The 24,327-nt window shown below is 63.5% G+C and carries 18 protein-coding genes and 3 pseudogenes; 13 read left to right on the top strand and 8 right to left on the bottom strand.

The window, feature by feature from the left end:
* The first annotated feature begins 2 nt into the window (after nucleotides 1-2).
* The 4 genes from G1E_RS13270 to G1E_RS13255 all read left to right on the top strand — a co-directional run bounded on the left by G1E_RS13270 (nucleotide 3) and on the right by G1E_RS13255 (nucleotide 4,746).
* Nucleotides 3-1,205 (top strand): glycosyltransferase family 4 protein, encoded by a 1,203-nt coding sequence (locus G1E_RS13270; protein WP_009682748.1) that lies wholly within the window; start codon nucleotides 3-5, stop codon nucleotides 1,203-1,205.
* Nucleotides 1,202-2,389 (top strand): glycosyltransferase family 2 protein, encoded by a 1,188-nt coding sequence (locus tag G1E_RS13265; RefSeq protein ID WP_033690386.1) that lies wholly within the window; start codon nucleotides 1,202-1,204, stop codon nucleotides 2,387-2,389. The genes G1E_RS13270 and G1E_RS13265 overlap by 4 nt, the downstream gene beginning before the upstream one ends.
* Nucleotides 2,389-3,147, top strand: a complete 759-nt coding sequence (locus G1E_RS13260; RefSeq protein WP_009682750.1) for a WecB/TagA/CpsF family glycosyltransferase — start codon at nucleotides 2,389-2,391, stop codon at nucleotides 3,145-3,147. The genes G1E_RS13265 and G1E_RS13260 overlap by 1 nt, the downstream gene beginning before the upstream one ends.
* Nucleotides 3,148-3,324: 177 nt before the next feature.
* Complete coding sequence (locus G1E_RS13255; protein ID WP_009682751.1) at nucleotides 3,325-4,746, top strand: undecaprenyl-phosphate glucose phosphotransferase; 1,422 nt, start codon at nucleotides 3,325-3,327, stop codon at nucleotides 4,744-4,746.
* A 29-nt stretch (nucleotides 4,747-4,775) separates the two neighbouring features.
* Here the strand turns inward: G1E_RS13255 and G1E_RS13250 are convergent, their stop codons facing one another.
* Nucleotides 4,776-5,717, bottom strand: a complete 942-nt coding sequence (locus G1E_RS13250; RefSeq protein WP_009682752.1) for a LysR substrate-binding domain-containing protein — start codon at nucleotides 5,715-5,717, stop codon at nucleotides 4,776-4,778.
* A 146-nt stretch (nucleotides 5,718-5,863) separates the two neighbouring features.
* On the opposite strand from G1E_RS13250, the gene G1E_RS13245 reads away from it, so the two are divergent.
* On the top strand, nucleotides 5,864-7,240 hold the full coding sequence (locus tag G1E_RS13245) for an L-serine ammonia-lyase (RefSeq protein ID WP_009682753.1): 1,377 nt from the start codon (nucleotides 5,864-5,866) through the stop codon (nucleotides 7,238-7,240).
* A 188-nt stretch (nucleotides 7,241-7,428) separates the two neighbouring features.
* On the opposite strand, the gene G1E_RS13240 is transcribed toward G1E_RS13245, so the two are convergent.
* The 3 genes from G1E_RS13240 to G1E_RS13230 form a co-directional block, all read right to left on the bottom strand.
* The gene (locus G1E_RS13240) at nucleotides 7,429-8,724 is read right to left on the bottom strand and encodes an FAD-binding oxidoreductase (protein ID WP_009682754.1); all 1,296 of its coding nucleotides are present in this window, start codon (nucleotides 8,722-8,724) and stop codon (nucleotides 7,429-7,431) included.
* A 13-nt stretch (nucleotides 8,725-8,737) separates the two neighbouring features.
* On the bottom strand, nucleotides 8,738-9,826 hold the full coding sequence (locus G1E_RS13235; RefSeq protein ID WP_009682755.1) for a polyamine ABC transporter substrate-binding protein: 1,089 nt from the start codon (nucleotides 9,824-9,826) through the stop codon (nucleotides 8,738-8,740).
* Between the two features lie 68 nt (nucleotides 9,827-9,894).
* The gene (locus G1E_RS13230; protein ID WP_009682756.1) at nucleotides 9,895-11,253 is read right to left on the bottom strand and encodes a glutamine synthetase family protein; all 1,359 of its coding nucleotides are present in this window, start codon (nucleotides 11,251-11,253) and stop codon (nucleotides 9,895-9,897) included.
* Between the two features lie 184 nt (nucleotides 11,254-11,437).
* On the opposite strand from G1E_RS13230, the gene G1E_RS13225 reads away from it, so the two are divergent.
* Nucleotides 11,438-12,337 carry a helix-turn-helix domain-containing protein gene (locus G1E_RS13225; RefSeq protein ID WP_009682757.1) on the top strand — a complete coding sequence of 300 codons (900 nt, stop codon included), beginning with the start codon at nucleotides 11,438-11,440 and terminating at the stop codon, nucleotides 12,335-12,337.
* A 74-nt stretch (nucleotides 12,338-12,411) separates the two neighbouring features.
* On the top strand, nucleotides 12,412-14,322 hold the full coding sequence (locus G1E_RS13220; RefSeq protein ID WP_009682758.1) for an AAA family ATPase: 1,911 nt from the start codon (nucleotides 12,412-12,414) through the stop codon (nucleotides 14,320-14,322).
* Nucleotides 14,323-14,362: 40 nt separating this feature from the next.
* Here the strand turns inward: G1E_RS13220 and G1E_RS13215 are convergent, their stop codons facing one another.
* Nucleotides 14,363-15,748 (bottom strand): aldehyde dehydrogenase family protein, encoded by a 1,386-nt coding sequence (locus tag G1E_RS13215; RefSeq protein ID WP_009682759.1) that lies wholly within the window; start codon nucleotides 15,746-15,748, stop codon nucleotides 14,363-14,365.
* 107 nt (nucleotides 15,749-15,855) lie between these two features.
* Here G1E_RS13215 and G1E_RS13210 point away from each other — a divergent pair, with 107 nt between their 5' ends.
* Both G1E_RS13210 and G1E_RS13205 read left to right on the top strand, forming a co-directional pair.
* Complete coding sequence (locus G1E_RS13210) at nucleotides 15,856-16,725, top strand: LysR family transcriptional regulator (protein WP_009682760.1); 870 nt, start codon at nucleotides 15,856-15,858, stop codon at nucleotides 16,723-16,725.
* Nucleotides 16,726-16,959: 234 nt separating this feature from the next.
* Complete coding sequence (locus G1E_RS13205) at nucleotides 16,960-17,481, top strand: acyloxyacyl hydrolase (protein ID WP_009682761.1); 522 nt, start codon at nucleotides 16,960-16,962, stop codon at nucleotides 17,479-17,481.
* A gap of 31 nt (nucleotides 17,482-17,512) precedes the next feature.
* Here the strand turns inward: G1E_RS13205 and G1E_RS13200 are convergent, their stop codons facing one another.
* Nucleotides 17,513-19,642 (bottom strand): TonB-dependent siderophore receptor, encoded by a 2,130-nt coding sequence (locus tag G1E_RS13200; RefSeq protein WP_009682762.1) that lies wholly within the window; start codon nucleotides 19,640-19,642, stop codon nucleotides 17,513-17,515.
* A gap of 218 nt (nucleotides 19,643-19,860) precedes the next feature.
* Here G1E_RS13200 and hisN point away from each other — a divergent pair, with 218 nt between their 5' ends.
* Both hisN and G1E_RS13190 read left to right on the top strand, forming a co-directional pair.
* Nucleotides 19,861-20,652: a histidinol-phosphatase gene (gene hisN, locus G1E_RS13195; RefSeq protein WP_009682763.1), complete on the top strand. Its 792-nt coding sequence runs from the start codon at nucleotides 19,861-19,863 to the stop codon at nucleotides 20,650-20,652.
* A gap of 88 nt (nucleotides 20,653-20,740) precedes the next feature.
* Nucleotides 20,741-21,502 carry a hypothetical protein gene (locus G1E_RS13190; protein ID WP_009682764.1) on the top strand — a complete coding sequence of 254 codons (762 nt, stop codon included), beginning with the start codon at nucleotides 20,741-20,743 and terminating at the stop codon, nucleotides 21,500-21,502.
* 45 nt (nucleotides 21,503-21,547) lie between these two features.
* Here the strand turns inward: G1E_RS13190 and G1E_RS13185 are convergent, their stop codons facing one another.
* Nucleotides 21,548-22,432, bottom strand: a complete 885-nt coding sequence (locus tag G1E_RS13185) for an alpha/beta hydrolase (RefSeq protein ID WP_047149878.1) — start codon at nucleotides 22,430-22,432, stop codon at nucleotides 21,548-21,550.
* A gap of 132 nt (nucleotides 22,433-22,564) precedes the next feature.
* Nucleotides 22,565-23,143: pseudogene (locus G1E_RS13180) on the bottom strand (LysR substrate-binding domain-containing protein); the annotation flags it as partial.
* On the opposite strand from G1E_RS13180, the pseudogene proX reads away from it, so the two are divergent.
* Together proX and G1E_RS13175 are read left to right on the top strand one after the other, a co-directional pair.
* Nucleotides 23,142-23,240, top strand: a pseudogene (gene proX / locus G1E_RS28315) (proline/glycine betaine ABC transporter substrate-binding protein ProX); the annotation flags it as partial. The pseudogenes G1E_RS13180 and proX overlap by 2 nt on opposite strands.
* A 79-nt stretch (nucleotides 23,241-23,319) precedes the next feature.
* Nucleotides 23,320-24,283 (top strand): annotated as a pseudogene (locus G1E_RS13175) (GlxA family transcriptional regulator).
* The last annotated feature ends 44 nt before the right edge of the window (nucleotides 24,284-24,327 follow it).

The following is a 24,327-nucleotide window of genomic DNA, read 5'->3' as shown; positions in this document are numbered from 1 at the left end:
ATATGCGCATTGCTTATTTCATCAATCAGTACCCGAAGGTCAGCCACAGTTTTATCCGCCGCGAGATCCTGGCGCTGGAGCGCCAAGGGGTAGAGGTGCAGCGCCTGGCACTGCGGGGTTGGGACGCCGAGGTGCAGGATGCCGAGGACGTGGCCGAGCGGGGCAAGACCCGCTACGTGCTGCAAGGCGGGCTGAAACAGCTGTTGCGGCCCATGTGGCAGGTATTGCGCGCGCAGCCGCGGCGCTTTGGCCGGGCGCTGTGGCTGGCACTGCGGCTTGGCCGCCGGGCGGACCGCGCCTGGCCCTATCACCTGGTGTATCTGGCCGAAGCCTGCCAGGTGCTGCAGTGGCTGCAGGCAGGGCAGGCGCAGCATGTGCACGCGCACTTTGGCACCAACTCTACCGAAGTGGTCATGCTGGCCAACATGCTGGGCGGGCCCGCCTACAGTTTCACCGTGCACGGCCCCGAAGAGTTCGACAAGCCGCAGTTCCTGCACCTGGGGGAAAAGGTCCGGCGCGCCGCTTTTGTCGCGGCGGTCAGCTCGTATGGGCGCAGCCAACTGCTGCGCTGGGTGGCCCACGAGCACTGGGCCAAGGTCAAGGTGGTGCATTGTGGGCTGGAGCGCGCGTTCCATGCGGTGCCTGCGGTAGAGGCGCCCGCGGCGCCACGCCTGGTGTGCGTTGGGCGCCTGTGTGAGCAGAAAGGCCAGTTGTTGCTGCTGGAGGCCGCGCGCCGGCTGGCGGCCCAGTCGCAGGCTTTTGAGCTGGTGCTGGCCGGTGACGGTGAAATGCGCGAGCAGATCGAGGCCTTGATTGCCCGCCACGGCCTGCAGCAGCACGTACGCATTACTGGCTGGATCAGCAGTGCACAGGTGCGCGACGAGATCCTCGCTGCCCGCGCTCTGGTATTGCCCAGCTTTGCCGAGGGCCTGCCGGTGGTGATCATGGAGGCCATGGCCTTGCGCCGCCCGGTGCTGACCACGTTTGTTGCCGGGATCCCGGAACTGGTCAGGCCCGGCGAGAACGGCTGGCTGTTCCCCGCAGGCGCGGTGGACGAGCTGGCAGCGGCCATGGCCGAGTGCCTGGCGCAACCTGCCGAGGTGTTGCAGCGCATGGGCCAGGCGGCCTACGAACGGGTACTGCAACGGCACGACATCGACACCGAGGCGGCCAGGCTGGCCGGCTACTTCAAGGCATTCGCATGATAAGTGTATTAGCGTGGTTGCTGGGCCTGCTGACGGTCATCGTCCTGGTGCCGGTGTTGGTGTTTTCGCTGCAGGTATTGCTGGCTTGCCTGCCCGCACGCAGGCCGCCACCGTGCACCACGGCGCGGCCAACGCTTGCGGTGCTGGTGCCGGCGCACAACGAGGCCTCGATCATCCAGGCCAGCCTGGCGAGCATCGTGCCGCAACTGCTCGAGGGTGACCGCTTGCTGGTAGTGGCCGACAACTGTTCCGACACCACGGCGCAGCTGGCCCGCGAAGCGGGGGCCGAAGTGGTGGAGCGGTATGACGCCCAGTTGCGCGGCAAAGGCTATGCCCTGGACTTCGGCGTGCGCCATCTGGCGCGCCAGCCCCCTGAGGTGGTGATCGTGGTAGATGCCGACTGCCACGTCGGCGAGGGCGCCATCGATATCCTGGCTCGGCGTTGCCGTGAAACGGCGCGCCCGGTGCAGGCGCTGTACCTGATGCGGGCACCTGCAGGTGCCGGGCTGAAAGTGCAGGTCGCCGAATTTGCCTGGCGGGTGAAGAACCTGGTTCGCCCGCGTGGCTGGGCGCGGTTGGGCTTGCCTTGCCAGTTGATGGGCGCCGGCATGGCCTTCGGCTGGCACGACCTGCGCCAGGTCAACCTGGCCAACGGCCATCTGGTCGAGGATGTGAAACTCGGGCTGGATCTTTGCCAGCAAGGCAAGCCACCGCTGTTCTGCCCCGAAGCCTTGGTGACCAGCCAGTTCCCGCTCAGCCCGCAAGGCCTCAACAGCCAGCGTACGCGTTGGGAGCACGGCCACCTGGGGTTGATGCTGACCGATGGGCCCAAGCGGGCGCTGGCTGCCATCACCCAGCGCAATGGTGCCCTCGCGGCGATGACCCTGGACCTGGTGGTATCACCCTTGGCGTTGCTGGTGTTGGCGCTGCTGGGGTTCAACCTGCTGACCTGGCTGGTTTACCTGGTAACCGGGCTGGCGGCACCTGCAGGGTTCGCCCTGCTGGGGCTGGGGTTGCTCGGCGTGGCAGTGGTGGTGGCCTGGGCGCGCTTCTGTCGGGAGCTGATACCGTTCTCGGTGTTGCTGTACGCACCGTTCTACGCAGCCAGGAAAATCCCCCTCTACCTGGGCTTTCTGATCAAGCGCCAGGTCGAATGGGTGCGCTCGAAACGGGATGACGACTGATGAGCCAGCGGCAATGGCAGCAACGCTGGGGGCGCCTGGTCGGGCAGCTGCATGTGGTCGCCGACGAAAACGCCGTGCAGCGCCTGCTCGAGCACCTTACAACCCCGAACGAAGCGACGGTGCTGGGGTTCGTCAATGCCCACGCAATGAACCTGGTGGTGCGCGACGGGGGTTATTGCCAGGCACTGTCGGCAGCCGATGTGTTGCTGCGCGATGGCTCCGGCATGGCGATCCTTTACCGCCGCCTGGGCCTGGAGCCTGGCCTGAACATGAACGGTACCGATTTCATTCCCAGGCTGCTGGCGACCTACCGGGGGCGCAAGGTGGCCTTCTGGGGCACGCGGCAACCCTATCTGCGCCAGGCGGTGCAGCACTGCGCCGACACCTTCGGCGTGGCGCCGGTGTCGGTTCACGACGGCTTTGCCACTGTCGATACCTACTTGCAACTGGCGCGCGAGCATCAACCCGAACTGATCGTGCTGGGCATGGGCATGCCCAAGCAGGAAGCGGTCGCCGCACAGTTGGCCGGCATCAGCGGCCCCTGCCTGATCGTGTGTGGTGGGGCGATCCTGGACTTTCTGGGCGGCAAGGTCAGCCGCGCCCCCGGCTGGCTGCGAGCGGTTGGCGGCGAGTGGTTGTATCGGCTGTGCCGTGAGCCCAGGCGCCTGTTCATGCGCTACGTGGTGGGCAACCCGCTGTTTCTGCTGCGCACGTTGCTGTATCGGCGGGCGAGCGCTGCGGCCAGGCGCACGCTGTGAATCGGCCAAAAGCTGTGGCAGCACGTATTCCGGGCCCGCCTGTGGCAGCTGGCTGCTACAGTGATATCAATGGTTTGGACGCTGCGCGCTTCGCCGCGTGCGGCGCTGCAGGGCTGTGATTCAAGACTGGTTGTTGGCTGTAAGGCACTTGCCACGCTCCAATTGATGAGGTCTGAAATGGTTTTCGAACCCAGAAGCAGTCGTTCCTTACTCCAGCGCCGAAGCAGTGTCAGCAACGCCATCCAGGCCGGCCTCGACGGCATTGCCGTGACGGGTATCGCCTGGTACCTGATCTATGACCAGTTCGGCTACATCACCTCCGATTACGTGATCATGCTGCTGTTGCTGATCGGCGCACTGGCGGTCATCTATGATCATTACGCGATCTACCGTACCAACGTCGGGCTTTCGATCAAGGCCTTTCGCCTGTTCAAGGCCTGGTCGGCCACGTTCTGCTTTCTGGTGGTCATGGCATTCCTGACCAAACAGAGCGAAACCTACTCCCGGCTGCTGGTTGGCCAGCTGTTCGTCATCGGTTACTTCGCCCAGTTGTTCCTGCACTTCGCCGTGCGTGAGCTGCAAAAACGCTTCACCGCACATGCACGCCTGGACAATGCCCTGATCATTGGCAATGGTGACCTGGCCAACTTCCTTTACCAGAAAATCAGCAGCAACCCGTGGTTTGGCGAGCGGGTGCTAGGGTGTGTACTGGTCGACAAGGTTGAACCGCAAGCAGGCGAGGGCGCGGAGGGCAAGCAGCGCCTGCCGGTGCTCGGGCATATTGCCGAGCTTGACGAGCTGGTCGCCCGCCACGGCATCCGTACCGTCTACCTGGTGACCCCGCTGGGCGGCTCGGAAGTGATCAACGACGTGTACTTCAAGCTGCTCGACAAGTGCATCGCGGTGAACTGGGTACCGGATATCTTCTCGTTGCGCCTGATCAACCACAGCGTGCGGGAAATTGCCGGCATTCCGGTGCTGACCTTGTCGGAAACCCCGCTCACAGGCATGAGCCTGTTCCTGAAAAACCTCGAGGACCGGGTGCTGGCCGCGCTGATCCTGCTGTGTGCGTCGCCGGTATTGCTGGCCGTTGCCCTGGCCATCAAGCTCGACAGCCGCGGCCCGGTGTTTTTCCGCCAGGAGCGTACCGGCTGGACGGGTGAGGCGTTTCGTATCTGGAAATTCAGAAGCATGCATGTGCACCAGCCCGAAGGCGGTGTGGTGCAGCAAGCCCAGAAGAACGACCCGCGGTTGACCCGGGTAGGGGCCTTCATCCGCCGTACCAGCCTCGATGAACTGCCGCAGCTGTTCAATGTGCTGACCGGCGAAATGTCGCTGGTCGGGCCACGGCCGCATGCCTTGCAGCACGACACTTTGTATTCCCAGGACATCGTGGATTACTTCGCTCGCCACAACATCAAGCCGGGCATGACTGGCCTGGCCCAGGTGCGCGGGTTCCGTGGCGAGACCAAGGACATCGAACAGATGATCCAGCGGGTGGACTCCGACATCGAGTACATCAACAACTGGTCGTTGTGGCTGGATTTCGTGATTCTGGTACGCACGTTGAATGCGTTCACCGGTAAACAGGCCTATTGATTGTCATACGGCAGGTTGCAGAACAGGGCTCATGCGGTATTCAACGGGTGCAATTCGCGAAACCCCCGTGCTTCTTCCACCAGCCAGTCATGTACCGCCCGCGCGCCCGGCTGGGTCAACCCGCCGGGCGGGTAATGCACCACGTAGCGTTTGTGGTTGGCGATCGGTACGCCAAACGGCACGATCAGCGCGCCGCGTTCCAGTTCATCGTTGAGTAGCGTGCGCCGGGCAATGGCGACACCGATACCGGCAATCGCCGCTTCGATGGTCAGGTGGTTGCGGTTGAAGGTGTGCCCGCGGCGTACGTCCAACCCCGTGGCGCCGATCCCGTCCAGGTAGAACTCCCATTCGGCATATTCCGAACTGCCACGCCAGGCGGTGATGTCGTGCAGCAGCGGGTAGTGCACCAGGTCGGCCGGCCCGTGCAGCGGGGGGCGCCCACGCAGCAGTGAGGGCGCGCATACGGGAAAGATCTGCTCGTCCAGCAGCGGCGTGGAGAGCATGCCCGGGTAGCTGCCATCGTTGAGGTCGATGGCCAGGTCGAAGTCGCCCGGGGTCAAGGCCTGGGCACTGTCTTCGGCCACCAGGCGCAGTTCGATGTCCGGGTAGCGCTGCTGGAAACGCGGCAAGCGCGGCGTCAGCCACTTGGCCAGGAACGAGGGGATGGAGCGCACCCGCAACGTGCCACGAATCTCGCCGGCATCCAGGCGTAGCAGCTCTGCCTCGATGCTGCCGTAGGCGTCGGTCACGGTCTGCGCCAGTCGCTGGCCTTCGGCGCTCAGTTCCACGCCCCGTGCCCGGCGCAGAAACAGCCGGTAACCCAGGCGCTCCTCCAGCTGGCGCATCTGTTGGCTGACCGCCCCGGGGGTGATGTGCAGTTCCTCTGCACAGCGGGTAAAGGACAGGTGCCTGGCGGCGCAGGCAAAAACGTGCAGCCAAACAAACATCTGGCCGTTGAGTTGGCGTCGCATCGTTTAGTCCTGCTAAAGCCTTGCTTAGGAAGTTTCGTTGGTCATTTCAATCGCACAGCGTCAGTATCGCGCAAAATCGCAGCAGCGCCCAATTTCTCCAGATACCCGTGCACTGGCTACCTATCAGCGCATGGTCAGGCATTAGTATGGCTATCAGTGTTTTCGACCTTTTCAAAATCGGCATCGGCCCGTCCAGCTCCCACACCGTCGGCCCGATGCGCGCGGCTGCGACCTTTGCCCAGGCCCTGCGCGAGCAGGGCTTGCTGGGGCGGGTGACGCGCGTTGAAGTGCGCCTGTATGGCTCGCTGTCGGCGACCGGCGTTGGTCATGCCACCGACCGTGCCTGCCTGTTGGGCTTGATGGGGCAATGGCCAGACCGTATCGACCCGGCCACCATCGAATCGCGCATCGGTCAGGTGCTGCAGGAACACTGCCTGATGCTGGACGGCAGCCACCCCGTGGCGTTCGAGTATGCGCAAGACATGCTGCTGCTCGACGAAAACCTGCCGTACCACCCCAACGCCATGCGCGTAGAAGCCATGCACGGGCAAAATAGCCTGTTGTGCCAGACCTATTATTCGGTAGGCGGTGGGTTCATCGTCGAACAGGCCGAAGTCGATGCGCCGAAAACTGCAGAGAACGCCGCCGTGCTGCCCTACGAGTTCGGCAGTGGTGACCAGTTGCTGAAGCTGTGCCAGGCCCACGGCCTGAGTGTGGCGCAATTGATGATGGCCAACGAGTGCGCCTGGCGCCCGGAAGCCGAGGTGCGCGACGGCCTGCTGCGCATTTGGGCCGCGATGCGCGAGTGCGTGGACAACGGCCTGCGCAACGAGGGCATTCTGCCCGGCGGTTTGCACGTCAAACGCCGTGCGGCGCGGCTGCACCGTAGCTTGCAGGAACTGGGCAAGCCTAATGTGATCGGGTCGACGCTCGGCGCCATGGAGTGGGTCAACCTGTACGCCCTGGCGGTCAACGAAGAGAACGCCGCTGGCGGGCGCATGGTCACTGCGCCTACCAACGGTGCAGCTGGTATCATCCCGGCGGTACTGCACTACTACATGAAGTTCAACCCTGGTGCCTGCGACGCGGATGTCGTGGACTTCCTGCTTGCCGCGGCTGCGGTTGGCATCCTGTGCAAAAAGAACGCCTCCATTTCCGGCGCCGAGGTCGGCTGCCAGGGGGAGGTCGGGTCTGCCTGCTCGATGGCGGCCGCCGGCCTGGCCCAGGTGCTGGGCGCGACACCGGCGCAACTGGAAAACGCTGCCGAAATTGCCCTGGAACACAACCTTGGGCTGACCTGCGACCCGGTCGGTGGCCTGGTGCAAGTGCCGTGCATCGAACGCAATGCCATCGCTGCCGTGAAAGCGATCAATGCGGTGCAAATGGCACTGCGGGGCGATGGCGAGCATTTCATTTCGCTCGACCGGGTAATCCGCACCTTGCGTGATACCGGGGCGGACATGCATGCCAACTACAAGGAAACCTCGCGCGGCGGCCTGGCGGTTGCATTCGTCGAATGTTGAGCTAATGCGGGGGGTAGGGGGCTGCTTTGCAGTTCATCGCCGTTCAAGCCCAGCTCCCGTAGGGATCGTATGAGGGCTGACGCGTGTTTGACACAAGATGTGCAGCGCCTGGGAGATTGAGCGCCGCGCGGGCGGCGCTCAATCTCCCAGGCGATGCATATCTTTTGCCAAATAACACCCACACATTGCTAGCCCAACACCTCACGTAACCGGTACCACAACATCCCCAGCGCCAGCAGTGGCGAGTGCAGTGCCTTGCCACCGGGGAAGGTCAGATGCGGCACTGCACTGAACACATCCAGGCCGTGGCTGTGGCCCAGGGCGATGCTTTCCGCCAGCAGCTTGGCTGTCCAGTGAGTCACGTTCAGCCCGTGCCCGGAATAGCCCTGGGCGTAATACACGTTGGGGTGTTGGCTCAAGCGCCCGACCTGGGGAAAGCGGTTGGCGGTGATGCCGATCATGCCACCCCACTGGTAGTCGATGCGCACATCGGCCAGTTGCGGGAATACCTTCAGCACCTTCGGCCGCATATAGCCGGCGATGTCCTTGGGGTCGCGGCCGGAATAGTGGCAGGCGCCGCCGAACAACAGGCGGCGATCCGCGGTGAGGCGGTAGTAATCCAGGCCGACTTTCTGGTCGCACAGTGCCATGTTCTGCGGGATCAAGCGGCTCGCCAGTGTTTCGGGCAGCGGTTCGGTGGCCACCACGTAACTGCCGGCCGGCAGCACCTTGCCACTCAGCCGCGGTTCCAGGTCGTCCAGGTGGGCGTTGCAGCCCAGCACCAGGCGGCCCGCGCGCACGCTGCCGTTGGCGGTATGCACGGTAACGCTGGGCCCATGCTCGATACGCAGCACCGGGCTTTGCTCGAAAATGCGCACGCCCAGGGTATGGGCGGCGCGGGCCTCGCCCTGAACCAGGTCGAGCGGGTGCAGGTGCCCTGAACCCATGTCCACCAGGCCGCCGGCGTACCGGTCGCTGGCGACGATCTCGTGCAACTGCCCGCTTGCGACCAGCCGTGTTTCGTGGCGGTAACCTAGCGCTGCCAGGTCTTGCAGTTCATCCTTGAAGGCGTCGAACTGCGCGGGCGTGTTGGCCAGTTCGCAAAAGCCCCAGCGCAGGTCACAGGCAATGCTGTAGCGGGCGATGCGCGCGGCGACCAGCGCCACCGAGTCGATGCCGGCCTGCTTGAGGTAGCGCACGCCATCCTGGCCGACATGCCGGGCAAAACCGCTGACATCATGGCCAATGCCGCGAATCAGCTGGCCGCCGTTGCGGCCACTGGCACCCCAGCCGATGCGCCGCCCCTCCAGCAGCACCACCGACAAACCACGCTCGGCCAGCTCCAGCGCCGTATTGACCCCGGTCAGCCCACCCCCGACCACACACACATCAGCGCTCAGGTCAGCGTCGAGGCTGGGGTAGGGGGCCGCATCGCGCGCAGTGGCTGCATAGTACGAAGCGGTGTGTTGGGTATTGAATGACATAGAGGGTCTCGGCTCAGCGGTTGGACTTGATCTTGCTCCAGGAGCGGGTCATGACGCGCATGATCTTCGGGCTGGGGGTACTGGAAATGTACAGCTTGTCCAGTACCTCCTGCGGGGGGTAGATCTCGGGGTTGTCCACCAGCGCGGCATCCATGTAGGCCTTGGCGTCCGGGTTGGCGTTGGCATAGCCGACCGTGGCGCTGACCTTGGCGATCACCTTGGGGTCGAGCAGGTAGTTGATGAAGGCCAGCGCCTGCTCCGGGTTGTTCGCATCCTTCGGAATGGCCAGCAGGTCGAACCACAGGTTGCTGCCTTCCTTGGGAATGCTGTAGGCGACCTTCACGCCGTTCTTCGCTTCCACGGCGCGGTTGGCCGCCTGGAACACGTCACCGGAATAACCGAACGCTACGCAGATATTCCCGTTGGCAAGGTCGGAAACATACTTGGAGGAGTGGAAATAGGTGATGTACGGGCGCAGCTCGAGCAAGCGTGCCTCGGCCTTGGCGTAGTCGGCAGGCTGTTCGCTACGCGGGTCCATGCCCAGGTAGTTGAGCACGGCGGGGAACAGTTCATCGGGCGAGTCCATGAAGGCCACGCCGCACTGCTTGAGCTTTTTCAGGTTCTCGGGCTCGAACAGCACCGCCCAGGAATCGATGCGGTCTACGCCCAATGCAGCCTTGACCTTTTCCACGTTATAGCCGATGCCATTGGTGCCCCACAGGTAGGGCACCGCATACTGGTTGCCCGGGTCGTTCTGCTCAAGCTGCTTGAGCAGCTTGGGGTCCAGGTGCTTCCAGTTCGGCAGTTTGCTGCGGTCCAGCGACAAGAATGCACCGGCCTGGGCCTGGCGGGCCAGAAAATGGTTGGAGGGCACTACCACGTCGTAGCCGGTGCGCCCCGCCAGCAGCTTGCCTTCAAGGGTTTCGTTGGAGTCGAACACGTCATAAACCACCTTGATGCCGCTGCTGGCCTGGAAGTCGGCCAGGGTGGTGTCACCGATGTAGTCGGTCCAGTTGTACACGCTTACAGTGGGTGTGGCGTGGCTGGTGGTGGCGAACAGCAGGGTGAATGCCGCGGGGATCAGGGCTTGCAGATGACGCATGGGAACACCTCGTTGGTTTTGTTCTACGAGTTCAGGTGTGGTGGGGGCTGCACAGCCCCCAGGGCGGCTCAGACGCTCAGCATCAGGAACTCGCGCTCCCACGAGCTGATCACGCGCTTGTAGTTCTCGTGCTCGGCCCGTTTGACCGCCACGTAACCCTGCACGAACTGCTTGCCCAGGTACTGCTGCACGGTCTCGCAGTCTTCCATGTGCTGCAGCGCATCTTCGATGGTGATGGGCAGGCGCAGGTTGCGCCGCTCGTAGGCGCGGCCCTGCACCGGGGCGCTCGGGTCGATCTGCTCGACCATGCCCAGGTAGCCGCACAGCAGGCTGGCAGCGATCGCCAGGTAAGGGTTGGCATCCGCGCCGGGCAGGCGGTTTTCCACGCGCATCGCTTCCGGGCTGGAGGTGGGGACGCGCAAACCGGCGGTGCGGTTTTCTTCACCCCACTCGACGTTGACCGGTGCCGAGGTGTCCGGCAGGAAGCGGCGGAACGAATTGACGTTGGGGGCGAACATCGGCAGCAGCTTGGGGATGTACTTCTGCAACCCACCGATGTGGTGCAGGAACAACGGGCTCATGCTGCCGTCGTCATTGGCGAAGATCGGCTTGCCGGTGGCGATGTCGACCACGCTCTGGTGCAGGTGCATGGCACTGCCCGGCTCGTCGGTGATCGGCTTGGCCATGAACGTCGCAGCCACGTTGTGCTTGAGCGCAGCCTCACGCATGGTGCGCTTGAACACGGTGATCTGGTCGGCCAGGTCCAGCGCGTCGCCGTGGCGGAAGTTGATCTCCATCTGCGCCGGGCCGTCTTCGTGGATCAGCGTGTCCAGGTCCAGGCCCTGGATTTCACACCAGTCATACACGTCCTCGAACAGCGGGTCGAATTCGTTGGCGGCATCGATCGAGAACGACTGCCGGCCGCTTTCGGCCCGGCCGGAACGCCCCAGTGGCACTTGCAGCGGCAGGTCCGGGTCTTCGCAGCGCTTGGTCAGGTAGAACTCCATCTCTGGCGCGACAATGGGTTGCCAGCCCTTGTCAGCGTAAAGCTTCAGCACTTTCTTCAACACGTTGCGCGGCGACAGCTCGATGGGGTTGCCTTGCTTGTCGAAGGTATCGTGGATCACGATCGCGGTAGGTTCGATGGCCCACGGGATCTGGTACACAGCGCTCGGGTCGGGGCGGCAGACCATGTCGATGTCAGCCGCATCGAGCAGGTTGTAATAGATATCGTCGTCAACGTAGTCGCCGGTGACCGTTTGCAGCAGCACGCTCTCGGGCAAGCGCATGCCACGTTCGTGAAGGAACTTGGCGGTCGGTGCGATTTTGCCGCGGGCGATGCCGGTCAGGTCGCTGATCACGCATTCTACTTCGGTGATCCGGTGTTCTTTCAGCCAGGTGGAGAGCTGATCGAAGGGGGCGTTCATACAGACCTCTTGGTTGGTTTTTTTATGTGGGAGCCGTTGCACCCGCCAAAGCCGTTGCACAGCTTCAAGGGCATCGCGCTTCCCAGGTGACACGCTGGAGGCTATCTTGGGCTCGGCAGCCCATCGCCATCTATCCACTTTCTTCGGCATTCAATGCACCAAAAGAGTGCAATCAGGACAAAGCGTGACAACGCCCAACGCCTTGCAGGTACAAGCTTTCCACACCTCGGATGTGTCCGAGCAGGTTCGCATCACCCCCGGTTGGCAGCAGCAGTACCGGCAGATGTCGCCGGGCCATTTCAGCGGCCAGTTGCGCTGCCTGGGGCTTGACGGCGTGCAAGTCTACGAAGAACGCCTCAACACCCGGGTAGAGCAGTTCTTCCGGGCGCCGAGCGGGTCACTGGCGTTCTGCTTCGACCAGAGCGAGAACAGCCTTTACCTGCTCAATGAACAGAGCCGCAACATCTGGATCACGCCAGAGAATTACCAGGAAGTGGCCGTCGTGTTCGACCAGGCGTTTCTCGCCAGCCACGGCCTGGACCCTCGCAGGCTCGACGGTTTGTTCATGGTGCCGCTGGGCAGTGGCCAGAATGCGTTGTTCGGCAGTTGGCTCAGTGCCACCCTGACCCGCCTGGGCGAGGCTGGGTGCCCGTTGCAGGGGCAGGCGTTGGCGGAGCAGTTGCTGGAGGACTGCCTGTTCATCCTCGACAATGCCTGCCAGCGCTTGCAGGGCATGGCCATGGGCCGGCGGGACGAGGAGCGGGCGATCATGCACCGGGTCAGCGAGTGGGCGGCTGACTGCCCGGAAGAAACCTTGAACCTGATGGAACTGGCGGCGGTGGCAGGCGTGTCGCTGCGCCAGTTGCAGCAGGCCTTCAAGGCCTACACCGGCATGCCGCCCGCGCACTGGTTGCGGTTGCGCCGGCTCAATGGGGCGCGGCGCGATCTGTTGCGGGGCGGTGGCGTGACCGTGGCGGAAGTGGCGATGCGTTGGTCGTTCTGGCATTTGGGAAGGTTTTCAGAGAGTTACCGGCAATTGTTCAAGGAATTTCCGAGCGAGACACTCAAGCGCGTCAAGCGCTGAACCGCCGGCCCGCAAGTGCAGCAGCCGGCGCCGAAAATTGCTATCGTGCCAGCCTGTTTCGACCCGAGGTGCCGATGTTCTACCTGCCTTTGCCCAGTGACCAGGCTGACAGCCTCGCCAGTGTTCCCCTTACCGACTTCTTCAGCAGCGCCAGCCTGCTCCAGGCCGCTGCGGTGTTGTTCGTGCAAAACCTGCCTCGCCAGCCGGCGACTGCCTCGGCCGATGCTCAGGAACGCCGGTTTGCCGAGATCGTGCGGATCGCCAACGACGTTGAACGTGCCGCGCCTGGGCGCTTCCAGGGGCAGGTGGCGCAGCACTTCGACCGTGAAGCCTTCGCCATGGGCCTGGGCATGCTGGGCGAAAACGGCATTGCGCTACTCAGTGGCGAAGTGGCGTACAGCGCAGATGAACTGCAGGACGACGAGGGGCAGTGGAATTTCCAGTTCGCCGACCGCTATCGCCAGCGCGCCACGCCGCTGCACCCCGTGCACCTGCCGGCGCTGGCCAGCGACCTGATGCTCAGCGACCAGCAGAACCGGCTGTTGCGTGAATTTCTGGGGGGTATCGACGAATCGGTCGCCGTGCAGGGCTTTGCCGGTACCGGCAAGACCTTTCTGATCCACCAGTTCGCCCGGTTGCTGGAGCCGCAGCGCACCTTGTTGCTGGCCTTGACCGAGGGCCAGTTGCGTGCGCTGCGGGCGCGGGTCAAGGATGCCGCTGCCTACACCGCGCTGACCTTCGGTCAGTTGGCCGACGAGCTGTTGAACCGCGACCTCACCAGCAACGGCTGGCGCCTGCGCGACCCTTACCGCACCAAGCGCTCGTGGCGCCCGCAAGAGGCGCAGGTGGTGCGCTGGCTGGCCATACCCGACATTGGCCCGCTTGCCGCGCGCGATGTGGTCGCCTTGTGCATCCGCGCGGTGCGGGCGTTTTGCCACAGTGCCGACGCGCAGGTGCAGTTGCACCATGTGCCCTGGGCCGGGCCGGGCACATCGCCACTGGACCAGGAAGTGTTGCTGGAAAAGGCACGGCTGTACTGGCAGGAGCTGATTCGCCCGTCAGCGCGGGAAATCCAGTTGCCGGTACGCGACTACCATCGGGTCAAGCTGCTGGCGCTGACCGGCCTGGTGATTGACAGCGGCTACACCCACGTCATCGTCGACGAGGCGCACGAGTTGTCGGCACCGATGCTTGCCGTACTTGACCGCAGCCCGCAAGCGGTCATCGCCCTCGGTGACGAACTGCAGAACCTGAACGGACTCAGTGCGCACCATGGCAGCTTCATCCGCCAGCGCTGCATCGACCACTCGCTGCGCGCAGGGCCGGCGATGGACAACGTGCTCAACCCGCTGATACAGGCGCACCCGGCATCGATCCAGGCGGCCTTCAGTGGGAGCGCCGAGCACTACACCCGGGTCAGCTTCTTCGATGCGGTCACGGTGCCGGAACAGCCCACCGCGTTGATCGTCGATGACGAGTGGGGGCTGTTTGGCTGGTTCCAGCGCCTGACGCACCAGGGTGTGCCGTTCGTGCTGCTGCAAAGCGCGCGCAAGGACTTCGAACTGTTCGTGGAGGATTGCATCGAGCTGTACCGCCATGGCACCCGGCCTCGTCACCCGATGCTGTTCCGCTATGCCAGCTGGCAGGCGCTGGAGCAGGACAAGGGTGAGGACAAGGCATTCGTCGCGGTGGCCAACCTGCTGCGCAAGGGCTACACCCCGCAGCACTTTGCCCAGGCCAAGAGCCGTTACCGCTGGACCAAGGCGCCAAAGCTGTTCCTCGGGCGGGTAAGGGATGTGAAGAACATGGAGTTTGCCCGGGTGATGGTGTCGCCCGAGCTGATGGTCACGCCGCAGGTGGCCGGTAACCGCAATGAACGGGCGCGCCTGCTGGCAGGTTTGTATACCGCCTGTTCACGGGCGCGGCATGAGCTGATCGTGCCGGGGGGGATGCTGGACTGGGTCAAGGACCAGGTGCGCGATTGAGGTTGGCAGAGGCTGCAACGCAGCCCCCGCCTGACTGAGCTCAGTTCCGGTCCAGCCACACGGTCTGGGCATTGGTGAACTCCCGCACACCGAAGTGCGACAGCTCGCGCCCGAAGCCGCTTTTCTTCACGCCGCCGAACGCCACGCGGGGGTCGGATGCGCAGTAACCATTGATGAACACGCCGCCGGTATCCAGCGCGGCAGTCATGCGCTCGGCCAGCGCATAGTCGGCGGTGTAGATGGTCGCCGCCAGGCCGAACTCGCTGTCGTTGGCCAGCTCCACGGCATGCTCGGCGTCACGGGCCGTGATGATCGCCGCCACCGGGCCGAACAGCTCTTGCTTGAATGCTGTCATGTCCGGGGTCACGTTGGCGAACACGGTCGGGGCATAGAAGTTGGCAACGCCTTCGACCTTGTGGCCGCCCAGCAGCAGGGTGGCACCCTCGGCCAGCGTCGCCTGTACCTGGCCATCCAGCTCGTCGCGCAGGTCGTAGCGGGCCATGGGGCCGATGTAAGTGTCTTCCTGCAGCGGGTTGCCCATGTTCAGCTGCCGGGTTGCCTCGACGAACTTGCGGGTAAACGCGTCGGCAATGCTTGCTTCCACGATCATGCGCTTGGCCGCTGCGCAGACCTGGCCGGTGTTCTGGTAGCGACCGATGACGGCTGCCTGGACGGCGGCGTCCAGGTCGGCGTCAGCCAGGACGATGAACGGGTCGGAACCGCCGAGTTCGAGCACGCATTTTTTCAGTGCGGCACCGGCCTGGGCACCGATCGCCATGCCGGCACGCACGCTACCGGTCAGGGTCACCGCGGCAATGCGCGGGTCGTTGATGGCGCGGGTGACACCCTCCGGGGTCACGTTCAACACTTCGAAAACGCCTTGCGGCAGGCCGGCATCCTTGAACAGTTCGCCCAGCAGGTAGGCGCTGCCCATTACGTTCGGCGCGTGCTTGAGCACGTAGGTATTGCCGGCCAGGATCGCCGGCACGGCGCCGCGCAGTACCTGCCAGACCGGGAAGTTCCAAGGCATCACCGCCAGGATCGGGCCCAGCGGACGGTATTCGATGCGGGCCTTTTCGACCTGGGTAGGCTCGGCGGCCAGCATCGCGGGGCCATGCTCGGCATACCAGCGGCACAGGCCAACGCACTTGGCGACTTCGCCGCGGGCCTGGGCGATGGGCTTGCCGATTTCACGGCTGATCATCTGCGCGAAGGCCTCGGCCTTGGCTTCAAGGGTGCTGGCCAAGGCGAGCAGGTACTCGCTGCGCTGACCCAGCGACACTTGGCGCCACTGGCGGTAGCCGGCCTTAGCACGCTGCAGCGCCGCTTCCAGTGCGGCGTCGGTGTCGAACGGGTAGGCGCCGATCTGCTCGCCGGTGTACGGATCGAGGGAGATGGCGTGGGTCAGGCTGCTGATCGCACTCATGGCAGGGCACTCTCGTCGTTATTGAACAGTGGAGCCAGACTAGTGGGCTATGGCTTTAATGAAAACTGAATAATAATGAGCGAAACATTCACGTTTGGAGAAAGGCTGTGGACCTGGTGCAACTGGAGATCTTCAAGGCCGTGGCAGAGCAGGGCAGCATCAGCGCTGCCGCGCAGCATATCCATCGGGTGCCTTCCAACCTGACCACGCGCATCAAGCAGCTGGAAGAAGACCTGGGTGTGGAACTGTTCATCCGCGAGAAAAGCCGCTTGCGCCTGTCACCCGCGGGTTGGAACTTCCTGGAATACACCCGGCGCATTCTCGACCTGGTTCACGAGGCCCGCCTGACCGTGGCCGGTGAAGACCCGCAGGGCACCTTCGCCCTGGGCTCGCTGGAAAGCACCGCAGCCGTGCGCATCCCGGCCTTGCTGGCGGCCTACAACCAGCGCTACCCCAAGGTGGACCTGGACCTGTCCACCGGCCCTTCAGGGACCATGCTCGAGGGGGTGTTGTCTGGCCGCCTGGTGGCTGCGTTCGTCGATGGCCCGGTGTTGCACCCCACGCTGGAGGGCATACCGGTGTTCGAGGAAGAGATGATGGTCATCGCACCGCTCAATCATGCCCCGGTGACCCGCGCCCGGGACGTCAACGGCGAAAACATCTACGCGTTCCGGGCCAACTGTTCGTACCGGCATCACTTCGAAAACTGGTTCGTCCAGGACCAGGCGGTTCCCGGCAAGATCCATGAAATGGAGTCGTACCACGGCATGCTCGCCTGCGTCAGTGCCGGGGCCGGCCTGGCCATGCTGCCGCGCAGCATGCTCGACAACATGCCGGGCTGCAGCACGGTCAGTGCCTGGCCCATGTCGGAAGACTTCCGCTACCTGAAAACCTGGCTGGTGTGGCGCCGTGGCACGGTATCACGCAGCTTGAGCATGTTCGTGAAACTGCTTGAAGAAAAGAACGCAAACCAATGATTTACTACTACTAGTCTACGTCTAGTCCGCACGTCTGTACGGCGCTCGCGCTGTGGTAGCGCCTCACACCGCAACGGTGTATGAGCAATAATGGCAATTTACTTCCAACTTTCTGATTATCGGACAATAATCAGAAAAGTATTACCTCGTGTGACCGGTCGGGATCTACCGGTCGCCAATTAATCGAGGGGCTACAGCCCCCGCTTGCCGTGTAGACCATCAGGAGAGTCGTAGATGAAAACCCGTCTCGCAGCATCGCTGGCCGTTGCCGCGCTGGCACTTGCCGGCGCTGGCACGGCCCAGGCCGCGCAGGTGTCCGGCGCCGTGGGCGTTACCAGCCAGGGCGACATGACCTATCGCATTGGTATGTCGTTCGACTGGGACAAGAAGTGGCTGCAAAGCGACATCGGCTATGTCAGCGGTTACTGGGACGCCGGCTACACCTACTGGGAGGGCGGCGACGCCAGTGGCGCCCATTCGCTGTCGTTCAGCCCGGTGTTCACCTATGAATTCAGCGGTTTCACCTACACCCCGTACATCGAAGCGGGCATCGGCCTGGCTGCGTTCTCCAAGACCGATGTAGGCGACCAGCGCCTGGGTTCTTCGTTCAACTTCGAGGACCGTATCGGCCTTGGCCTGAAACTGCCAGGGGAGCAGAAGGTCGGGCTGCGTGCGATCCATTATTCCAACGCCGGGATCAAGCAGCCCAACGACGGCATCGAGTCGTATTCGCTGTTCTACAGCAAAGGTTTCTGACAGGTAGGGCTGCTTCTGCAGCCCCAGCCGTTCAGAAGGTGTACGCGACGCCAGCCTGTACCGTACGCGGCGCACCCGGGTAGGCATACAGGTTGAATGCGCCTTCGTCATACGCCTTGTTGAACAGGTTCTTCACATCCAGGTTCAGGCGTATATGGTCGTTGACCTGGTAGAAGGTCAGCAGATCAACCACCGTGTATTGCTCCATGGTGTAGGTGGTCGCCTCGGTCTGGCCGTTGCGGTCATCCACGTATTTCACCCCAAGCCCCAAGCCAAGCCCCTTGGCGACACCGTCCTGGAACTCATAGGTGTTGAGCAGGCTGAAACTGTTGCGCGGGATATTGGCCAGTCGCGTGCCGGTTGGCAGGCGGTTGTCCTTGGTCACTTCGGCATCCACATAGGCGTAGCCGCCAATGACGCGCCACTCGGGGGTGACATTGCCAGCAACGTTGATATCCAGGCCCCGGCTGCGCACTTCGCCGGCGGCCACGCTGTAGTTCGGGTCCACCGGGTCGCGGGTCAACACGTTTTCCTTGACGATGTGGTAGACCGCTGCGTCGACACTCAGCTGGCGGTCGAGCGCTTCCCATTTCACGCCCAGTTCGTAGGACTTGCCCTTTTCCGGGTCGAAGCCCCCGCCGCTGGCCGGGGTTCCCGTGTTGGGTTTGAAAGAGCGCGCGGTGTTGGCGTAGACGGCGACCGTGTCGGTGAGGTCATAGACCAGGCCAATCCGGGGCGTAGCACCGTTTTCGCCTTTGCTGAAATCACCGGCATTGTCCAGCTTGTTGTCGTAGTCATGCTCGAAGCGCTCGAAGCGTACCCCTGCCAAAGCCTTCAATCGCTCGGTCAGGGCCACTTGGTCCTGGATGAAGAAGGCCCAGGTCTGCAGGTTTTCCTTGTCCCAGGTCGTGGTGCGGGTCAGCGCCGGCCGTGGCTGGCCAAGCACCGGGTCGTAGATGTCGATGGGGTAGGTGCCCGCCACCGCAGAGGACCGCTGGATGATCGAGTTGTAGTCATAGTTCTCGTACTCCACCCCTGTCAGCAAGGTGTGGCTGAAGCCGCCGGTGTCGAAGTACCCGGTCAGGTTCAGCTGCCAGTCGCGATCGGTCCACTCCAGCTTGCGGTAGTTGAAGTTACGCTCCAGCGTTCGCCCATCCAGCGGCGCGCCGTTGGCTTCGACCGCATTGCCCTTGAGTGAGCCATCGAGGAACTGGAACCCGCCCGCCAGCGTCCAGTTGTCATTGAGCAGGTGCTCGAAACGCACCTGCGCCATGTTGTTGTCGTTGTGCAGCAGGTTATCGCTGCCTTTTTCCCAGATATAGGTGTCGCGCGAGGCGCTGCCACGCTGGGTGGCGTAGCGGGTCAGGCCGCGGTCCAGCGGGTGGTTGTTGCGCATGAAGTCGCCTTCGAACACGACCTTGGTCGTGTCGTTGACCTGCCAGCTGAGCACTGGCGCCACGTCATAACGCTCGCTTTGCACATCATCACGGAAACTGTCGCCGCCCTCGCCAAGCAGGTTCAGGCGGTAGGCCAGCGAGCCGTCCTGGTTCAGCGGGCCGGCGGCGTCGAGGGTAGCGCGGTGCATGCCCTGGTCGTCGAACTGGCTGCCCAGGGTGACCTTGGGTTCTGGTAGCGGCTGCTTGCTGACCACGTTGAAGGTGCCGCCGGGGTCGCCACGGCCGTACAGGCTGCTGGCCGGGCCGCGGATCACCTCCAGCCGCTCGACGGTATTGGCGTCTGGTGCGTTGGGGTAACCACGGTTGATCGGGAAACCGTTACGGTAGAACTCGCCGGTGGTAAAGCCGCGCACGGTGAAGGTGGTAAGGCCCTGGCCACCGAAGTTGTTGGCCCGGCCGACGCCACCGGCATAGTCCAGGCCGTCTTGCAGGCGCGTGGCACCGGTGTCTTGCAGCACCGCCTTGGGCACCACGCTGACCGACTGCGGTGTTTCGTGCAGCGCGGTGTCGGTGCGGGTGGCACTGGCGGAACGGTTGGCCTTGTAGCCGAGCACTGGGCCATCAGCCCGTTCGCTGTCGGCTGTGCCAGTGATGCTCAGGGCCTGAAGTTCGATCTGGGCCGGGTCGCTGAGCGGTTCGGGCTCGGCGAGGGCCATTGGGGAGACAGCATGAAGCACACAAAGCGAAACGAACGTGCGACGCATCGACGGGACGATCCTGAAGTAGGGCGCTAGAGAAGGGGGACGAAAAGAATTAAGGCTACTACGAATCATTACCAGATGCATTAACTTTAAAGCCCCTGCAACTCCCTGGGATTCATGGATGAAGCAGCATCGGCCAGGCACGTTGCGCACGCGGCTGGTGCAATACAGGTTGTCAGGTATCATGCCGATCTTCATAACTGTCACGAGGCCTGTTCCCAATGTCCCTGAGTGCCCCACAGATTGGTGAGTTGCGTACATTCGCCGAGCAACTGGCCGACGCCGCTGCACTGGCCATCAAGCCGTACTTTCGTGCCAGCCTGGACGTCGAGGACAAGGGGGGGCGCCTGTACGACCCGGTGACGGTGGCCGACAAGGCGGCCGAGGATGCGATGCGCGCGTTGATCCAGGCGCGTTACCCGGACCACGGCATTCTTGGCGAAGAGGCCGGGGTGGCGGTGGGCAGCAGCCCGCTGACCTGGGTGCTCGACCCCATCGACGGCACCCGTGCCTTCATCACTGGCCTGCCATTGTGGGGAACGTTGATTGCGCTGAACGACGGTACCCGCCCGGTACTGGGGGTGATGAACCAGCCCTTTACCGGCGAGCGTTTCATTGGCACGCCCGAGGGGGCCTGGCGCAACGCTACACCCTTGCGTACCCGCGCCTGCGCCGACCTGGCTACGGCCACGCTGATGTGCACCACCCCCGACATGTTCGACACAGCCGAGCGCAAGGCCGCGTTCGAGGCGGTAGCCGGGCAGGCGCGGCTGATGCGCTACGGCGGCGATTGCTATGCCTACTGCATGCTGGCGTCGGGGTTCGTCGATGTGATCGTGGAGGCCAGCTTGCAACCCTATGACGTACAGGCGCTGATGCCGATCATCGAAGGGGCGGGTGGGGTGATCAGCGCCTGGGATGGCAGTTCGGCGCAGCACGGCGGCTGTGTAGTGGCCTGTGGCGACCCGGCGCTGCACGCGCAGATGGTGGAGAAGCTGCGCCACGCCATGTGAGGGTACGCCGCCGGGCCTGCGGCGGCCTTTACACTGCACTTTTTGCCATTTCCGCGCTCTATGCTTGGCCAGGCCACATCAATCCCCGATGCGGCCGCCGAATATCGACCCGGTGCCGATGGTTGCAAGCTACCCTCATCTGATTCCCCGCGTGCTGCTGGCAGGCGTGCTCACCTGCCTGTGTGCCTGCACCCAGGAACAGGGCCGCGACATGCTCGACCAGTTTGCTGACGGCAAGCCCAGCGAACTGTTCCAGACCAGTGTCGACCGCCTGGCCACGCTGTCGATGCGCGACAACCTGCAAAGCCTGTACCTGCTGATGAACAAGCTGTACCTGCGCAACCCCAACCAATTGAAGATGTCGGGGTACGTCGACGCCGCCACTGCCGAGCGGCAGATCCGCAAGGCCATCGAACACCGCCAGCCGCTGGCGCAGTTGGGCAACCGTCGCGACCTGGCAGCCTTGAGTTACGCGTTGAGCCCGGAGTTTCGCGGTGACCGCGTCGGCGCCTTCATCTATGCCATCGGCAGCATGCTGATCACCGCTCACGGCGGGCGCACCGAGTTCTACATGACCGACACGATCGACCCGCTGTTCATCAACAACGCCGCGCGCAATATCGAAAAGGCCACCTGGATGTTGAGCCAGCGGCAAGATGCCAATGGCGTGTTGCTGCTGTTTTCCAACGAGATTTCCGAAGAGGGCAGCAATCTGAGTTTCGCCGTGGAGTTCGGGAAGATCGTGGCGCGCCTGGATTTGCTGGCAGAGTTGCTGGATGAGCGGTATCGGCGGATCGGGCTGAACTATGCACAGAGCCTGCTGCTGATGAACTTCCTGCCCGTACAGTGACTTTGGTTGTTGCATTGGCCCTGGTAGGAGCGGCCAGTAACGCTTTCAGAGCAGCGCCTGGATCGCTTGCCGATAACGCGGCCCGGCCAGGCTCATGCTGTTGTTGTGGCTGGCCCCCGGTACCAGCAGCAGGGTCTTGGGCTGCCGGGCCGCCTCGTACAGCTGCTGGCTGAAACGCGCTGGCACGAAGCGGTCATCCAGCCCGTGCACGAGCAGCACGGGCAAGCCGATATCCTGGATCTTGCCCAGCGAGTCGAACTTCTGCGACAGCAACCAACGCACCGGCAGTGACGTATTGGCTACCGCAGCGGCGACATCGCCCAACGAGGTGAATGTCGATTCCAGTATCAACCCACGCGCCGGGGCCGCGGCACCGCCCTGGCGTGCTTCGGCTGCCAGCGCGCGGGCCAGTTCCACGGCCACCGCACCGCCCAGCGAATGGCCGAAGATCAGCCGTTTGCCCGCGTCGGGTTGCAACTGAGCGAAGCGCTCCCAGGCGATGTGCGCGTCTTCATAGACAGTGGCCTCGGAGGGCAGCCCGCCGCGGCTCTGGCCAAAGCCGCGGTAGTCCACGGCCAGCACCGAGTAGCCCATGGCATGCAACTGCTCGATGCGGAACAACTGCCCGGTCAGGTTCCAGCGCACCCCATGCAGGTAGAGGATGGCCGGGGCATTGGCGCGCCTGGCAGGCCACCACCAGGCGTGCAGGCTCTGATTGGCAGCGAAACTGCGCGGCCGCAGGTCAAGCTCCTGCACACCGCTGGGCAGGCCACGGAACCAGCTGGCCTGCCCAGGTTCGATGCGGAACACCAGTTCGCGCTCTTTGTGCTGAAGCACCGCGCAACTGCTGGGCAGGCCGATCACCAGCAATGTGGCACGCAACCAGGTCAGCCAGCGGCGGCGTAGGTGGGAGAGGAAGAGGGTGGGCATGTGGGCTTTTTAACAGATGCCGGGGCGGGCGTGTGAGGAAAGTGCCTCAATGGTGGGCTGGACTGGTTGCAAGCTGTTACCGCAGTGAGCGGGTGGGCAGTGCCGGCCGTTGCGCGCCTGTGAAACAGCGGCTCAGCTGCTGCCCAGTGATTCCAGCAACGGCTGGAACTCTTCGAGCAACCAGTCGCGCAAGCGCAGGCAACTGGGCTCATGTTTCTTGTCTTCGTTGAAGGCCAGGAAGTGGAAGGTGTCCTTGAGCACCAACTCCTCTTGCACCGGGCGCACCAGCAGCCCCTGGGCCACCAGTTGTGCCACCAGGTGGTGCCAGCCCAGCGCCACGCCCTGGTTGCCAAGGGCCAGTTGCACCAGCAGGTTGTAGTCGTTGGCGTTGAAGAAGTGCGGTGCGGTATTGGCGCGGCTTTTCAGGTCAACGTCGTGGAAGGCCAGCCAGACGTTCCAGTCGACATGTTCGGCCACCTGCGAACGCCCATAAGGGCTGAGGTTGAGCAGGGTGCCATCGCGCAAGCCTTGCAGCGTCTGCACTTCGGGGTGCCGGGCCAGGTACTGTGGGGTGCACACCGGGTAGATCACGTCATGGTTGAGCGGGTGCGAGCTGTAGCCAGCCTGCACCTTGCCCAGCTTGGTGATGTAGATGTCAGGGCGCACACCCGGCTCCATCGACAGGAAGTTCTGCGTGGTGACCCGATTGATTACCCGCCATGCCAAGGAATGGGTTGCCGCCCACCGTCAGCAGTTTGACCAGTGGCTGCAAGCCTCGCGTGATGCAGCGGCCCAGGCCGGTAAGTAACCTGATCCATCAGCGTTGGCTTTTTCGCGGGCTCGCCCGCGAAGCAGCCAATGCGATTCTCGCTGTTGAGTTAATAGCCATGAGCCACTTCGAAAGCATCCTCAAGAACACCAACCTGGCCCATCTGGAGCCCGGCTTTCGCACTTCATTGCCAATGCCCTGCCAGCGGGTGGCCTTCGTTCTGCGTGAACACTTCTCGATGATGGCCTTCACCGCTGCAATGGACAGCCTGGTGACCGCCAACCTGATGAGCGCCACGCCGTTGTTCCAGGTCGAGGTGGTGGGCGAGGGGCCGCAGGTGATGAGCGACCTGGGCATTGCCTTGCCGGTCAACACCCAGCTAAGCGATTTGCAGGTGCAAGGCCTGGGTTGCCTGCTGGTGTGCGGCGGTTTACGCGTGCGCCTGCAAGCTGCCCCCCAGTTGCGTGCCAAACTGCGCCTTTCACCCTGATGGCCGGGCGATGATGAACGAGCTCTACCCCAAGGTGCGGATCAGCCGCCAGGCCCATGTGCTGGACCGCAGGCGCATGAGCTGCGCAGGTACCTGCAGCGCGCTGGACATGATGCTGGCCATGCTTGAGCAGGCGGGTGGGGTGGCGTCGCGGCGGGCCGTGGAACAGATGCTGGCGTGCGACCGTTCGCGGGTGGCAAATGACACTGCGGCCGGCGTGGCGGACATTGACCCTGGCATGCCTCACGGCGTGCGCCTGGCGCTGGAGCTGATGCATGCCAATATCGAAGACCCGATCGGTATCGACGAGATCGCTGAACATGCGGAGTTGTCCCGCCGGCACCTGGAACGCTTGTTCCACCGCCATGTGCAGGCCACGCCGCCACGGTATTACCTGGAGCTGCGCCTGACCCATGCGCGGCAGCTGTTGCAACACACCAACAAGTCGTTGACCGAAGTGGCGGTGGCCAGCGGGTTTGTCAGCTTCCCGCATTTCTACCGGCGCTTTCGTGAGTTGTTCGCCATTGCACCGCGGCAGTACCGGGCACGCAGCCAGGGCTGGGCAGGGCGGCAGGAGGTGGCGGTCCACTGAGTCAGAACGCTGCGAAAATTCACCGGCCCTATCGCCGGCAAGCC

This window comes from Pseudomonas sp. TJI-51 (genome assembly GCF_000190455.2).
Classification (GTDB): domain Bacteria; phylum Pseudomonadota; class Gammaproteobacteria; order Pseudomonadales; family Pseudomonadaceae; genus Aquipseudomonas; species Aquipseudomonas juntendi.
The sequence above is the reverse complement of the archived record's forward strand: the minus strand, read 5'-3'. Positions and strand labels throughout refer to the sequence as shown.

Bases quoted from the DNA above. Each gene is read 5' to 3' on its own strand.
- G1E_RS13270 (WP_009682748.1), top strand. From the start codon at position 3: ATGCGCATTGCTTATTTCATCAATCAGTACCCGAAGGTCAGCCACAGT.
- G1E_RS13265 (WP_033690386.1), top strand. From the start codon at position 1,202: ATGATAAGTGTATTAGCGTGGTTGCTGGGCCTGCTGACGGTCATCGTC.
- G1E_RS13260 (WP_009682750.1), top strand. From the start codon at position 2,389: ATGAGCCAGCGGCAATGGCAGCAACGCTGGGGGCGCCTGGTCGGGCAG.
- G1E_RS13255 (WP_009682751.1), top strand. From the start codon at position 3,325: ATGGTTTTCGAACCCAGAAGCAGTCGTTCCTTACTCCAGCGCCGAAGC.
- G1E_RS13250 (WP_009682752.1), bottom strand. From the start codon at position 5,717: ATGCGACGCCAACTCAACGGCCAGATGTTTGTTTGGCTGCACGTTTTT.
- G1E_RS13245 (WP_009682753.1), top strand. From the start codon at position 5,864: ATGGCTATCAGTGTTTTCGACCTTTTCAAAATCGGCATCGGCCCGTCC.
- G1E_RS13240 (WP_009682754.1), bottom strand. From the start codon at position 8,724: ATGTCATTCAATACCCAACACACCGCTTCGTACTATGCAGCCACTGCG.
- G1E_RS13235 (WP_009682755.1), bottom strand. From the start codon at position 9,826: ATGCGTCATCTGCAAGCCCTGATCCCCGCGGCATTCACCCTGCTGTTC.
- G1E_RS13230 (WP_009682756.1), bottom strand. From the start codon at position 11,253: ATGAACGCCCCCTTCGATCAGCTCTCCACCTGGCTGAAAGAACACCGG.
- G1E_RS13220 (WP_009682758.1), top strand. From the start codon at position 12,412: ATGTTCTACCTGCCTTTGCCCAGTGACCAGGCTGACAGCCTCGCCAGT.
- G1E_RS13215 (WP_009682759.1), bottom strand. From the start codon at position 15,748: ATGAGTGCGATCAGCAGCCTGACCCACGCCATCTCCCTCGATCCGTAC.
- G1E_RS13205 (WP_009682761.1), top strand. From the start codon at position 16,960: ATGAAAACCCGTCTCGCAGCATCGCTGGCCGTTGCCGCGCTGGCACTT.
- G1E_RS13200 (WP_009682762.1), bottom strand. From the start codon at position 19,642: ATGCGTCGCACGTTCGTTTCGCTTTGTGTGCTTCATGCTGTCTCCCCA.
- hisN (WP_009682763.1), top strand. From the start codon at position 19,861: ATGTCCCTGAGTGCCCCACAGATTGGTGAGTTGCGTACATTCGCCGAG.
- G1E_RS13190 (WP_009682764.1), top strand. From the start codon at position 20,741: ATGCGGCCGCCGAATATCGACCCGGTGCCGATGGTTGCAAGCTACCCT.
- G1E_RS13185 (WP_047149878.1), bottom strand. From the start codon at position 22,432: ATGCCCACCCTCTTCCTCTCCCACCTACGCCGCCGCTGGCTGACCTGG.